Origin of the sequence: Nisaea sp., from assembly GCF_039990255.1 — a bacterium.
Lineage (GTDB): Bacteria > Pseudomonadota > Alphaproteobacteria > Thalassobaculales > Thalassobaculaceae > Nisaea.
This window is the reverse complement of record NZ_JBDXGG010000006.1, coordinates 17,382-31,490: the sequence shown is the minus strand read 5'-3', so window position 1 is coordinate 31,490 and position 14,109 is coordinate 17,382. Positions and strand designations below refer to the sequence as shown.

Below are 14,109 nucleotides of genomic sequence, written 5' to 3'. Positions count from 1 at the left end.
CTTTCCGGCCCTGATCTTTGTTCCTGGATGCCTCATGTCGCCCGAAGAGTTCCGCCGTCACGCGCACGACCTTGTCGACTGGATGGCCGACTACATGGAAACGGTCGAGGAATATCCGGTGCGCGCGCAGACAGCGCCAGGCGAGATCGCTTCAAAATTGCCGGAAAAACCGCCTGAAGCTGGTGAGCCGATGGCGCTAATTTTCGAGGATTTCAAAACGGATGTTATGCCGGGCATTACCCACTGGCAGCATCCCAGTTTCTTTGCCTATTTTCCCGCCAACAGTTCGCCACCTTCTGTGTTGGCGGAAATGTTGACGGCGACGCTCGGGGCGCAATGTATGCTGTGGCAGACAAGCCCGGCGGCGACCGAAATGGAAACAAGGGTGCTGGACTGGCTCCGGCAGATGACGGGATTGCCGGCCGGGCTCAACGGGGTCATTCAGGACTCCGCCTCCGGTGCTATCCTTTGCGCCCTACTGACCGCGCGGGAAAAGATAACGGGATGGAAGGTGAACGAGCAGGGGCTGGGCAATCAGCCGGTGTTGACCGTCTACACTTCCAATCAGACCCATTCCGCCACCGAGAAGAATGTTAAGATCATCGGTCTCGGCCGGGAAAACCTCCGGCTTGTCGACGTTGACGAGAACTTCGCCTTGCGCCCGGAGGTGCTGGAAGAGTGGGTCAAGGCGGATATAGCAGCCGGGTGCGTTCCGGCTTGCGTGGTCGCGTCCATCGGCGCCACAGGTGTCGGTGCCGTTGATCCACTCCGGCCTATCGGCGAGATTTGCGAGCGGTACGGTATTTTCCTGCATGTTGATGCTGCCTGGGCCGGGACGGCGTGGCTGCTGCCGGAGCAGCGTTGGATGCTGGACGGTATCGAATATGCCGATAGCATTGTCTTCAATCCGCATAAATGGATGCTGACGAATTTCGATTGCTCGGCCCATTTCGTGCGCGATCCCGATGCGCTGATCCGCACGCTTTCGATCCTGCCTGAGTTCCTGAAAAGCCGGGAGCAGGGCGCGGTGATCGATTACCGGGACTGGAGCGTTCCGCTGGGCCGGCGATTTCGGGCTCTGAAGCTCTGGATGGTGATCCGATACTACGGCAGTGAAGGTCTGCGCCGGATCATCCGTAAGCATATCGATCTCGCTGCGGAGCTTGAGGGATGGGTCGAGGCCGAATCAGATTTCGAGATGGTCGCGCCACGTTCTTTGGCGTTGATCAATTTCCGCTATCACCCGGTCGGTGTTGACGAGCCGGAGGTGCTTGATCGCCTCAACGCAGCCCTGCTGGAGCGGATCAATGATGATGGGCGTATCTATCTGACCCAGAACAAGGTCCGGGGCCTGGTGGCTATCCGCTTTTCCATCGGGCAGACCAACACTGAGCAGCGTCATGTTCGCAAAGGCTGGGACGTCATCACCGAGATCGCACGCAGTCTGCAAACAGGACTCTGAACAACAGGAGCCAGGAGTAGTTATGAGTTTGTACGGTACCGGTATGCTGATGACCTTCACCGAGGTCACGCCGGAAGACGAAAACGAATTCAACGAGTGGTACAATCGCGAACATATCGATGAGCGTGTGTGGATGCCTGGCTTCCACCGCGCCCGGCGCTATGTCGCTGCGGATACCGATGCCCGGGTGAAATACTTCGCCAGCTACGAGACCGGCACGGTTCAGGATCTGGCGGATCCGGATTATATGGCCCGGCTCGCGGTACAGAGCGAGTGGAGCCAGAAGGTGATGGCGGGCTTCACCAAGTTTGACCGGCTGACAGTCGATGTGACCGTTGATCAGACCCATGGGTTTTCCGGCTGGCTTGGCGTGACCCGATTGTTTCCGGAACAAGGCGTCCGCGACAGGCTGCGCGAAAGTCTCGAGACATCTGTGATGCCGGAGTTGGGCAAGCGCCTCAATATGCTTGGCGGCTGCCTTGCCGAGAACAATATCGATGTCAGTAACGTTGGTTTGGTTGCTCAGGGTAAACCCGTGCCGCCAGGGCAAACGCCGGAATGGGTCGTTTTACTGGATGGTGCCACGGAGGATGCGGTGCGGGACGCAAATGCCGGGCTGGCGGAGGCTCTGGAAGAAGCCGGAGTCGCTGTAGCCAGTCTGGATCAGACGATTTACGGTTTTCTTTTTGGAAACAACCGATAAGCACGGAACGTCTTTCCTTGAGCGGTGTTTGCCGGGCGGGTAGTCTGAAGCGCATGAAAAATTTTGCGATCCGCTGTTGCGCCTTGTCCATGACGGTCTTTTGTCTGACCGCTTTCATTCCGGTCGCATATGCGGACCCTGCAGAGGCTATGAACAGCCTCTCGCTCGGCATTTCTTCAAACCCGTTTGTCGCGGTGCTTCTCTCATTTGCGTTTGCCTCTATCATAGCATTGGGCGTGGTTCAGTTCTTGTGCCGTGGCCGTTTCAAAGCCTTGTACGCGGAACGCGATGCCGTTGCTGCTGCCCTGGACGGACGTGATGCTGCGCTCCAGACGCCTTATGTCGGAGTGATCGGACTGATCACGGACAACATATCTGATGATGAGTCCGTGCTGCGTTATGTCAGCCCGTCCGTCTCTACGTTGCTACGCGCCGACGCGGGACGGCTTCAGACTATCGATGATATCGCCGGCTATCTCGCTGAAGGTTCGGCGGTCACGCTGGGGTCCGCGGTCCGCACGCTGATGGCTGAGGGGAAATCTTTCTCCTTCGCTGCGGAGATCCGTAACGGAACGCGTGTTCTCAGAGTTTCGGGCATTCCGGTAGAAGTTGGCACAGGCGCCTCCCCTCGGGCGGCTCTCGCGCTGGTCGATATCTCTGAGGAAGTGCAAAGTCGTGCGGCCGCAGAAGAGGAGGCACGCAGCAGAAGGCGCCAGAACGAGGATTTGCTGGCGTCCATCAACCTGCAGACTACTCCGTTCTGGCGCCGTGATGAAAACCTTCAAATCCGTTTTGCTAACATCGCGGCGGATATCATTGATCTGGATTCGGAATCGGCGCGGGATACGTCACGGCGTGCCCGCCGGCTTGGTGCACCTTATTCGGAAAGCCGCTTTATTGTCGTCGATGGCGAGCGCCGGCTTTTTGAAGTGACCGAGGCTCCGAGCCCGGATGCACGCGGGACAGTCGGCTGGGCCAATGATGTTACGTCTCTGGAAGAGGCTCAGGCCGAGATCGCACGGCATATAGCGGCGCATGAGGACGTACTTGAAGGGCTGTCCACGGCGATCGCGGTTTTCGGCCCGGACAAACGGCTGAAATTCTTCAACAGCGCCTTTGCTGAACTTTGGCAAGTCGATCCGGCCCAACTCGACGCGGACCCGACCATTACCGAGTTTCTCGAATTGTTGCGGGAGTTGCGCCGGCTGCCGGAGCAATCCGATTTTCGGGCTTATCGGGATCACTGGAATGGGCTCTTCACGCGATTGATCGATCCGATGGAGGATTTTTTCTTCCTGCCGGACGACCGCACCTTACGCATGGTGGTGATGCCGCATCCATTCGGGGGATTGTTCCTGACATTCGAGGATGTGACCGACCGGCTTGCACTGGAGCGGAATTACAACACGCTGAACGAGGTGCAGCGCGAGACCATCGACAACCTTGCCGAAGGTGTTGTCGTGTTCGGGGCGGACGGTCGCATGACTTTGTCCAATCCGATCTTTCTCAGCATGTGGGACCTCAATCCAGAATTCCGGGACCAGTCACTCCATGTCTCGGACGTTCTCGATGCGATGCGTCCGCTCTTTCCGCCTCTGGAAGAGCGTGACTGGGACGATTACAAACAGGAATTCGCCTCCCGGTTTGCTGATCGGGTATCAGAGCATGGCCGGACCGAGCGTCCGGACGGCACTGCCCTCGAATACTCATTCGTTCCGCTGCCGGATGGCGCGACGCTGGTCAATTTCCTGGATGTGACGGACACGCTGAATGTGCAGCGTGCATTGCAGGATCGGAACGAGGCGCTGGAAACAGCGGATCGGCTGAAGAGTGAGTTTATCGCCAATGTGTCTTATGAGCTGCGGACGCCACTGAACGCGATCATTGGTTTTGCTGAGATGCTTGACGACGGCTATGTCGGTGACGTTAGCGACAAGCAGCGGGAATATCTGAAGGCGATTCTGGAATCGTCAGGCCGCCTCTCGGCATTGATTGGGAATATCATTGACCTCGCTTCCATCGAGGCCGGTTATCTGACACTCGATCCGCAGGAGCTTGATGTCCGCGAGGTGGCTGATGCAGCGATATTACTGATCGAGGAAAGAGCACGTAGCCAGGGTGTCGAGATCGAGGTGAATGTCGATGAAGCCGTGTCCGGGATCGAGGCGGATGACCGGCGGCTGCGGCAAATCCTGTTCAATCTTGTGTCCAGCGCACTCCAGTTCACGGCGCAAGGGGAACGCATCAATCTCTCCGTACGGACGCAGGGCGATGACATTCTGTTTTCGGTCATGGATGACGGCAGCGGTGTGCCAGACGAAATGCGTAATCTGATTTTCGAAGCCTTTACCGGGCCTGATCGGGGTGGCCGGGCGCAGGGACCGGATCTGGCACTGCCGCTTGTACGGCGCCTTGTTGAGTTGCATGGCGGGGCCATGTCGGTGGAGCCGGTCGAAGGGGCGGGTTTGTGTATACAGTGTCGCCTGCCACGCCGTGCGATCACACCGGATTCGACGACAAGACCGGTGGGTGAGCTGATCTTATGACATCAGGTGCGACGTCGGTGCGGCTGGCCCTGGACGGGCAGTCAGCAACGGAGCGTCTGGCCGACGCCTGTGCAGACTTCGCGGCTCCAGGCTGTGTTTTTTTGCTTTCCGGTGGTCTCGGTGCAGGAAAGTCGACCTTCGCCCGCGCGTTCGTCCGCCGCTTGATCGGGGCGGATGAAGAGGTGCCCAGTCCAACTTTCACGCTGGTACAGCAATATGGACCACTTTATCGGGGCGGTGACGAGCTGGAGATCTGGCATGCCGATCTGTATCGGCTCGGCGATCCGGATGAAGTTCTTGAGCTTGGATTGGATGAGGCTTTTGGGGAAGGGATCTGTCTTGTCGAATGGCCGGACCGTCTCGGTCCTTTTGCACCAAAAGGTGCCATTGAATTGATTTTCGGCTTTGCAGCGGATAAAGGCGCGGGGTCGGAAGCGCGCGAAGTCACGGCGCAGGTTCCGGACCAATGGCGCGCGGTCTTCGCCGCTGCCTGCGAGGAAGCCGGAGTGGAGAGTGCGTGGACCAGATGAGTGACATGAATGCGCTGGATGCGCGAGAGGTGAAGCGGCGCGCATTCTGGCAGCAGGCCGGTTGGGATGGCGCCAGGGAAGCGCCGCTTGCGGCTGACGCATCCTTCCGGCGCTACTTCCGGCTGAAGCACGCGGATGGCCGTGCTGCGATTGTCATGGACGCTCCCCCCGAGAAGGAAAACGTGCGGCCATTCGTTTCTGTTGGAGAAATCCTCTCGGGTTTCGGTTACAGCGTCCCGCGTCTTTTGGCTGCCGATGAGTCGGACGGCTTTCTGCTTCTCGAGGATCTGGGAGATATGACCTATACCCGTGCTTTGGCTGCGGGCGAGGATGAAGGTGTTCTCTACGATCTCGCGACGGACCTGTTGACGGATCTGGCAAAGCGCGGATTGGACGGCGTTGCCGGGAAGGTGCCTGCTTACAGTGACGAGAAGCTGCTGCAGGAAGTAGTGTTGTTCGTTGACTGGTATCTCCGGCGCGGCGTGGGCCTCCCGATCGATGATGCCAGCAGGGAGGCCTTTCTGGATGCTTGGCGTGCCTGCTTGCCTGCCGCCCGCCATGGCCCGGAAGTAATCGTCCTGCGGGATTACCACATCGACAACATGATGGTTCTTCGCGACCGCACCGGCATTGCGGCTTGCGGGTTGCTGGATTTCCAGGATGCGGTCATCGGGCCTGCCAGTTACGACTTCATCTCATTGCTACAGGATGCCCGCCGGGACATTGCCCCAGCCGTGATCAGAACGGCAACGGAGCGTTATTTCGCGTCCATGCCGGAGATCGTGAACAGGGAGGCTTTTCTTTCCTCGTGCCGTGTGCTCGGAGCGCAGCGTCATTTGAAGGTTTTTGGAATCTTTGCACGTCAGACGGCGCTTTACGGCAACCACGGCTATCTGGTGCACATGCCGCGGCTCTGGAGGCTGACACTGGAGAATTTATCCGACGAGGCTCTTGCGCCCGTCCGTGAATGGATCGAAAAACACGTGCCCGAGTCCCATCGCGTGACACCGCCGCCGGGCGGATGCGCTGCCTGAGGAAATTCCGACTGCCATGCTGCTTACCCGACTGAAGACGAAAAAAACGACGATCCCTGAGACCGCGATGGTTCTGGCTGCCGGAAGAGGCACGCGGCTGGCTCCGCTGACGGACAAGACTCCGAAGCCGCTGACCGAGGTCGATGGCAAGGCTTTGATCGATCACATCCTGGAGCGGCTGATCGCGGTCGGGGTGAAGCGCGTGGTGGTGAATATTTTCCATCTCGGCGAGCAGATCGAGGCGCATCTTGACGGCCGGACGGATGTGGAAATTGTCATCAGCCACGAGGATAGCCTGCTAGATACCGGCGGGGGTGTTGTGAATGCCCTGCCGCTGCTCGGATCAGCGCCGTTCTTCGTGATCAATGGCGACAGCCTCTGGGTCGATGCGATGAAGCCGACGCTGGAGAGACTGGCCGAGGCCTGGCATGAGAAAACCATGGACGCGTTGCTGTTGTTGCATCCTTCCGCCCGTGTGTCCGGCTCCCTCGCCCGTGGGGACTTTACCATGGGCCCGCTGGGCGATTTGACCCGCCGCGAAGAGAGGCGGATTGCGCCTTATACGTATATGGGTGCCTCCATCCTGCATCCGCGCCTGTTCGAAGGCGCGCCCGACGGCGCTTTCTCCCTGAACCGGCTTTATGACAAGGCCCAGGAGGCGGAGCGTCTCTTCGGTGCCCTGCATGACGGGCTCTGGTATCATATCAGCACAATCGACGACTTGGAGACGGCTCGGGAGTTTTATGCGCGTGGCCATGTGCCCGACGTGCCGTTCTTCTGAGGTCCGCGAATAGGGGAGACGGTATGGGCATCGGAGGGCTCTACGCCATCGAGGCGACAGACGGTTTCGCCGACACCCTTGCACGGGGGCTCTGGCAGCAGGCCGGTGAGGAACCGATGGTTCTTGCCCGGATGTCCGTCCTGGTGCCGACCCGCCGCGCGGTCCGAACCCTTCGCGAAAGCTTTCTCCGTCTCGGCAATGGCCGCCCTATGCTGCTGCCCTCGCTCCGGCCGGTCGGCGATATCGACGATGACGAAGCCGGGTTCAGCGGGCTGGATGGTGCCGCCGCCGCAGGAGACCTGCCGCCCGCCATTCCGGGGTTGCGCCGTCAGCTTCTGTTAACGCAGCTGGTTCAGCGTTTCCTCGAACGCAAGGACAGCGGGACCGCGATTCAGGCCGCTAGCGTCGATCATGCGACTCTGCTGGCAGGCGAACTCGCGGGCTTCCTTGATCAGGTCCATACAGAGCAGGTGCCCTATGCTGGCCTCGCGGATCTCGCGAAGGAGCGTTACGCATCGCACTGGCAGGAAGTCCTCGAATTTCTCTCAATTGCCACCGAGTTCTGGCCAGCTCTCCTGGCTGAGGAAGGGGCGGTCGAAGCGCCGCTCAGGCATTCAGCACTGGTCGACAGACTATCGGCGCGCTGGGCCGAACAGCCGCCGGGAGATCCTGTCATCGTCGCGGGCTCGACCGGCAGCATTCCGGCCACCGCACGCCTTATGGGCGCGGTTCTGGAATTGCCGCTCGGTGCCGTGGTGCTGCCGGGGCTGGACCGGGATGCGGATGAGATAACCTGGGCCGCCATCGGGCAGGACCCGGGCCATGCCCAGCATGGTCTGGCTCACCTCCTGAAAAGCCTTGGACGCGAGCGGTCTGATGTGCGCGAATGGCCGACATCGGGAGCCGGTGCCGCGCGCTCTCCGCGCCGGCGATTGATTCAGGAAACCTTGCGCCCGGCGGAAACGACAGAAGCCTGGCGGCGGCTGCCAGAAGAGCATGCGGAGCTTCTGTCCGGTGGCATCGATGGTCTTTCCATGCTGGCCTGTCCCGGCCACCACGAGGAAGCTGAAACCATTGCCCTGATGCTGCGCGAGGCATTGGAGGACGAGACCCGGACGGCTGCGCTGGTGACGCCAGACCGTGTGCTCGCACGCCGGGTGAAGTCGGCGCTTCGGCGCTGGGATATAGAGGTGGACGATTCCGCTGGGCAACCACTGGCTGCGACCGGCCCAATGACCTTCTGGCTGGCAACTGCCGAAATGGCGGCAAGCGCCTGCGCGCCGGTGCCGCTGCTCGCAGCCCTGAAACATCCGCTTGCCGCAGGCGGCATGGAAACGCCGCGTTTCCGTCGCCGCGTCCGCACATTAGAGCGCGCTGTCTTGCGCGGCCCGCGCCCGGCACCGGGGATCGAAGGCCTTCTGAATGCGGTGCGCTCTTCATACCCCGAAGAGGAACAGCTGGATGCGCTTGGCTGGATTGACCGGCTGGCGCCATCGGTCAGGCATTTTTCGGAGCTGCTGGACAGTGATGCGGTATCCCTGATCGATCTGCTCTCCGCTCATAACGCCGTTGCTGAAGCGCTTGCGGCAACGGAGGAGGAAACTGGCGATCGCAGGCTTTGGGCTGGTGAGGCGGGCGAGGATGCGGCCAATTTTCTTGGCGAGCTGGTCGAGGCGGTCCGTGATTTTCCGCCCATAGAGGGCCGGTCCTATGGCGCTTTCCTGGAGGCCCTGATGGTTGGCCGGGTGCACCGGCCGCGTTATGGCACGCACCCGCGCCTCGCCATTCTTGGCCCGCTCGAAGGCAGATTGCAGCAATTCGATCTCATGATCCTTGGCGGCCTGAACGAAGGCACCTGGCCGCCGGATCCTGGCGCCGATCCCTGGATGAGCCGTCCCATGCGGGCCGAGTTCGGTCTGCCGTCGCCGGAACGTCGTATCGGCCTTTCGGCGCACGATTTCCAGATGGCGGCATCGGCGCCGGAAGTGGTGTTGACGCGGGCCGAGCGGGTCGATGGTGCGCCGACCGTCGCGTCGCGCTGGTGGCTGCGTATGGAAACGGTTCTCCGGGCCTTGAGCTTGCAGGACAAGATCGGGCGGCGGGTCTCGATCTATCCGCATTGGCAGCAGGCATTGGATGCGCCGAAAAAATTGGAGCCGGTTCGTCCTCCCGCGCCCTGTCCGCCGGTCAACGTGCGGCCCCGGAAGTTCTCCGTCACCGAGATCGAAACCTGGGTGCGCGATCCCTACGCGATTTATGCCAAACGCATTCTCGGCCTGAAGAGTCTGGACGAGATTGACGAGGATCCGGGTGCGGCGGACCGCGGCACGATGATCCATGATTCTCTGGACCTGTTTGTCCGGGAGTTCCCGGAAGAACTTCCACCAAAGGCCCTGGAACGATTGCTGGAGATCGGCCGGGAACAGTTCGCCCCCGCCATGCTCCGCCCTTCGGTGCATGCCTTCTGGTGGCCGCGCTTCGAGCGGATCGCTGAATGGGTTATTGCGATGGACGCCCCGCGCCGTGCTGAACTTTCCCGGATCTGGACCGAACGCAAGGGGCAGATCATGATCCGTGGTCCTCTTGCGCTGGTCGAGCTGACCTGCAAGGCGGACCGGATCGAACGGCGGGCGGATGGCGGCTACGTCATCGTCGATTACAAGACCGGCGCACCGCCGACGGACAAGCAGGTCCGGGCGGGTCTCTCTCCGCAGCTTCCGCTGGAAGCGATGATGCTGGCCATGGACGGCTTCTCGGAAATTCCTGCAGGCGCCATCGGCGCACTGGAATATTGGCGGCTGAGTGGGGGTGAGCCAGCAGGCGAGCGCAAGCCACTGAAGGGCAAGCTGGAAGAGCTGATTGAGGAGGCGGAAGAGGGTTTGCTGCAACTGGTTGCCGCCTTCGATGATCCTGCGACGCCCTATCGTTCCCGCCCGGCGCCTGAACATGCCCCGCGTTATTCCGACTATGAGCATCTGGCCCGGGTCAAGGAATGGTCCGCGGCGGGGGAGGTCTAGGCAATGGCGGAGCATGATCCGAATGCGGTGATCGCCGAGGCTGACCGGGCACAGCGCCGGGCCGCCGATCCTGCCGCCTCGGTTTGGGTCGCAGCCTCCGCCGGAACCGGCAAGACCAAGGTGCTAACGGACCGGGTGCTGAACCTGTTGCTGGCGGGCGCTGATCCGGGCCGTATCCTCTGCCTGACCTTCACGAAGGCTGCGGCGGCTGAAATGTCCGCCCGGATATCCGCGAAACTTTCCGAATGGGCTGTTATTGGTGAGACTGATCTCTCCGGCCAGCTCAACCGCTTGCTCGGGCGGCAGCCGATGCAGGACCAGATCGCCCTTGCCCGGCGTCTCTTCGCCCGCACCCTCGACACACCGGGTGGCCTGAAGATCCAGACTATTCACGCTTTTTGTCAGGCCGTTCTGAAGCGCTTCCCGCTGGAAGCCGGGCTGCCGCCGCATTTCCAGGTTATGGATGACAGGACGGCCGCTGAACGGCTGTCCGATGCGCGAGATCGAGTTCTGAATGCGGCGTCCGCCGCGCCGGAAAGTCCACTCGGCGAGGCGCTCCGCCTGATCAATCGGCGTTTTGCGGAAGAGACCTTCGACGGGCTGATCTCCGAGCTGCTGATGGAACGCGCCCGGCTGGCCCGCTTCTTTGAAGGCATTGGCGGGCCAGGACAGATAGCACCTGCCTTGCTTGCCCATCTCGATCTGCCGGAGGGGGAAAGCCGGGAGAGCGTGATGCGGAACGCAGTGTCCGACACAGCGTTCGATGTCGTCGGCCTGCGCCGCGCCATGGAGGCTCTTTCCGGCAGCAGCAAGACGGACGTGGGCCGGGCGGATAGTCTCGCGACATTCCTCGCGGCGGACCCCAACACCAGGATCGATCTCTTCGAGAGTTACGGCTCGGTCTTCCTCACCGGTGACGGCGATATGCGCAAGCGGCTGGCCACAAAGAAAGCCGTTGAGACATTCGCCGATATCGAGACCGTCATGGCGCGGGAGGCGGAACGCCTGATCGCTGTATGCCAACTGCTTAACACTATCGGACTTGCGGAGCGAACGGCTGCCGTGCTGCGGATCGCTTCCGCCGTTCTCAAGGAGTACGAAGGAGGAAAGCGGCGCGGGGCGCTGGTGGATTTTGAGGATCTCGTCGCGACCGTTTGCGCGTTGTTGCGCCGTCCCGGTGTGGCTGCTTGGGTGCTGTTCAAACTGGATGGAGGCCTCGACCATATTCTGATCGACGAAGCGCAGGACACTAACCCGGAGCAATGGGATGTGGTCCGCGCCCTGACTGAGGAATTCTTCTCTGGTGAAGGCGCCTATGAGGAGGCGCGCGGGGCAGGGCGCAGCATCTTCGCGGTGGGTGACGTCAAACAATCGATCTTCAGCTTCCAGCGCGCCGACCCGGAAGGCTTCCTGCGCATGCGCAGGCATTTCGCGGCGCGGGTGGAGACGGCCTCCAAGAGTTGGGCCTCGGTCGATCTGGAAGTGTCTTTCCGCTCCGGCGCCGCCGTACTCGGGCTGGTGGATCGCCTGTTTAACAGCCGTCCGGCCGCCGAGGGTGTGCTGGAGGCCGATGCGGATGGCGAGTTCCTGTCGATCCGGCATGGCGTTTCCCGCAGCGGCGATGCCAGCCTGGTTGAGCTCTGGCCGCCGTTCGAGCCGGTGGAGAGCGAAGATGAAGGCGCCTGGGCCGTGCCGGTCACCCAGCGCGGCCTCGATAACCCGGCCTCCCGTCTCGCCGGGGCGATTGCCGGACGCATTCAGCAGTGGATCGACCGGGGCGAGATCCTGCCCTCGAAAGGACGACCGATCGGTCCGGGCGATATCATGATTCTGGTGCGCCGCCGGGGCAGCTTCGTGCATGAAATGGTGCGCGCCCTGAAGGAACGCGATATCGACGTTGCCGGTGTCGACCGCATGGTGCTGAGCGACCAGATCGCTGTCATGGATCTGATTGCTCTTGGCCGTTTCCTGCTGTTGCCGGATGACGATCTGACCTTGGCGACAGTGCTGAAAAGTCCGCTGATCGGGCTTAATGAGGACGAGTTGTTCGATCTCGCCCATGGCCGCAAGGAGCACCGGCTCTGGCGCGAGCTGCGCCGCCGGGCGCCGGAGAACACGTCCTTCGCGCGGGCGGACCGGCTGCTGTCGTCCTATCTGGCGCGAACCGACACGACCCCGCCATATGAACTTTTCGCCGGCATTCTGGCTGAGGGCGAACCGAGTGGTCGGCGCCGCATACTCGAACGGCTTGGCATAGAGGCCGCCGATCCCCTGGACGAGTTCCTGGCCCAGGCGCTGGAATATGAGCGCGGCCATGTTGCCTCCCTGCAGGGCTTCCTTCATTGGCTGGAAGCGTCCGAGAGCGATATCAAGCGCGATATGGAAGGCGGTGAGGGCGGCCGTGTCCGTGTGATGACCGTGCATGGCTCGAAAGGCCTGCAGGCCCCTATCGTTTTCATGCCGGACACACTGCAGCTTCCGCGCGGCACGGCAAAGATTCTCTGGGGCGCGAGGGAGGATGGCGTGCCGGTGCCTCTCTGTGCGCCGGCCAAGCCGGAGGACGCACCCGCCAGCACGGCGGCGAAGGAAACGGCGGAGCGCAAGCGGAACGAGGAATATCGCCGACTGCTCTATGTCGCCATGACCCGGGCGGAGGACCGGCTTTATGTCGGCGGCTGGGCGACAAAACAGCGGGCGCCGGAGGGTAACTGGTACGAGCTGATCCGGAACGCGCTGAGCGAGATGGCAACGCCGGTGCAAGATCCCCTCGTTTCCGGAGCTGCCGGGTCCGACCTACCGGTGCTGCGCTATGAGACGCCGCAGGGGCGTGCTGTGGAGGAAAAGGCTACGGAGGTTGTAAGGGGCTCCGAGAATCCTTCGTTACCGCTCTGGGCGCTGGCACAGCCTGCGCCGGAGCCGGTACCGCCGCGTCCTCTAATGCCGTCCCGTCCGAGCGAGCAGGAACCGGCCACCCGCTCGCCGCTCTCTGCGGCCGATGAAGGTCGGTTCAAGCGCGGGCAGTTGTTGCATCGATTGCTTCAGGTGCTGCCTGATCTTCCCGCCGAAAGGCGCAAGGGGGCAGGATTGGCATTCCTGCAGCGCCCGGTTCACGGCCTCGCTGCGGGGCTTGCCGAGCGTTATGTTGACGAGATCATGACAGTCCTGGAGCATCCGGACTGGGCCGGGCTTTTCGCGCCGGGCTCACGCGCGGAAGTGCCCATCGTCGGGCAGGTTGGAGCTGGTGGTGGCGAAGTGACGATCGTCTCGGGCCAGATCGACCGCCTGCTGGTCGAGGAGGGCCGGGTGACGGTGGTGGATTTCAAGACCAACCGGCCGCCGCCGGAGCGGCTGGAGGATGTGCCGGTGACATATCTGAAACAGATGGCGGCCTATCGGGCGCTGCTTGCCCGGATGTTCGAAGACCTTGAGGTGCGGTGTCTTTTGCTCTGGACAGATGGGCCGTTTTTGACCGATTTGCCGGGTGATTTGCTCGATGGATATGGTCCGGGCTCTGTCGTTGGATGAGGCGACCTTTGATTTCATTCCGGAAATTTGAACGCGACACCCGCTGCCTTGACGCGGGTGGTCCGGCTTCCTAGATTCACTGTCCATGCGAGGGCGCGAACCCGGCATGTGAGATGAGTCAAACGAGGATTGCCCCATGTCGACGGTTAATGTCACCGACTCCAGCTTTTCCGACAGCGTTCTGAATTCCGACAAACCGGTTCTGGTCGATTTCTGGGCCGAATGGTGCGGCCCCTGCAAAGCCATCGCTCCGGCACTCGAGGAAATGGCGCAGTCGATGGGTGATCGGGTTACCGTCGCCAAGATCAATATCGATGAAAATCCTCAGATCCCGCAGCAATACGGTGTCCGGGGCATCCCTACCCTGATCCTGTTCAAGGACGGCCAGGTCGCCGCGACCAAGATGGGTGCGATGCCTAAGGCACAGCTTCAGCAGTGGGTCGACGAAGCGCTCTGAGGAAAATCAACAGACCGGGTTAAGGAAACGGGCGCTATTGAGGCGCCTGTTTTT

Annotated in this window: 9 protein-coding genes; all 9 read left to right on the top strand. The window is 61.5% G+C overall.

The window, feature by feature from the left end; translation table 11 throughout:
• Nucleotides 1-34: 34 nt before the first annotated feature.
• The 9 genes from ABJ076_RS04245 to trxA all read left to right on the top strand — a co-directional run bounded on the left by ABJ076_RS04245 (nt 35) and on the right by trxA (nt 14,055).
• The gene (locus ABJ076_RS04245; RefSeq protein ID WP_348190486.1) at nt 35-1,462 is read left to right on the top strand and encodes a pyridoxal-dependent decarboxylase; all 1,428 of its coding nucleotides are present in this window, start codon (nt 35-37) and stop codon (nt 1,460-1,462) included.
• A 22-nt stretch (nt 1,463-1,484) separates the two neighbouring features.
• Nucleotides 1,485-2,165, top strand: coding sequence for a hypothetical protein (locus ABJ076_RS04240; RefSeq protein ID WP_348190488.1), 681 nt, complete (start codon nt 1,485-1,487; stop codon nt 2,163-2,165).
• Nucleotides 2,166-2,218: 53 nt separating this feature from the next.
• Complete coding sequence (locus ABJ076_RS04235) at nt 2,219-4,711, top strand: PAS-domain containing protein (RefSeq protein ID WP_348190491.1); 2,493 nt, start codon at nt 2,219-2,221, stop codon at nt 4,709-4,711.
• Complete coding sequence (tsaE, locus tag ABJ076_RS04230) at nt 4,708-5,241, top strand: tRNA (adenosine(37)-N6)-threonylcarbamoyltransferase complex ATPase subunit type 1 TsaE (protein ID WP_348190494.1); 534 nt, start codon at nt 4,708-4,710, stop codon at nt 5,239-5,241. The genes ABJ076_RS04235 and tsaE overlap by 4 nt, the downstream gene beginning before the upstream one ends.
• Entirely contained in the window at nt 5,238-6,275 is a 1,038-nt protein-coding gene (locus ABJ076_RS04225) for a phosphotransferase (protein ID WP_348190555.1), read from the top strand. Before tsaE ends, ABJ076_RS04225 begins: the two co-directional genes overlap by 4 nt.
• A 16-nt stretch (nt 6,276-6,291) precedes the next feature.
• Nucleotides 6,292-7,056, top strand: a complete 765-nt coding sequence (locus tag ABJ076_RS04220; protein ID WP_348190497.1) for a nucleotidyltransferase family protein — start codon at nt 6,292-6,294, stop codon at nt 7,054-7,056.
• A gap of 23 nt (nt 7,057-7,079) precedes the next feature.
• A complete protein-coding gene (gene addB / locus ABJ076_RS04215; protein WP_348190500.1) occupies nt 7,080-10,073 on the top strand; it encodes a double-strand break repair protein AddB in 2,994 nt (997 codons plus the stop codon).
• A gap of 3 nt (nt 10,074-10,076) precedes the next feature.
• On the top strand, nt 10,077-13,598 hold the full coding sequence (gene addA / locus ABJ076_RS04210; RefSeq protein ID WP_348190503.1) for a double-strand break repair helicase AddA: 3,522 nt from the start codon (nt 10,077-10,079) through the stop codon (nt 13,596-13,598).
• A 136-nt stretch (nt 13,599-13,734) separates the two neighbouring features.
• Entirely contained in the window at nt 13,735-14,055 is a 321-nt protein-coding gene (gene trxA / locus ABJ076_RS04205) for a thioredoxin (protein ID WP_348190504.1), read from the top strand.
• Nucleotides 14,056-14,109: the final 54 nt, after the last annotated feature.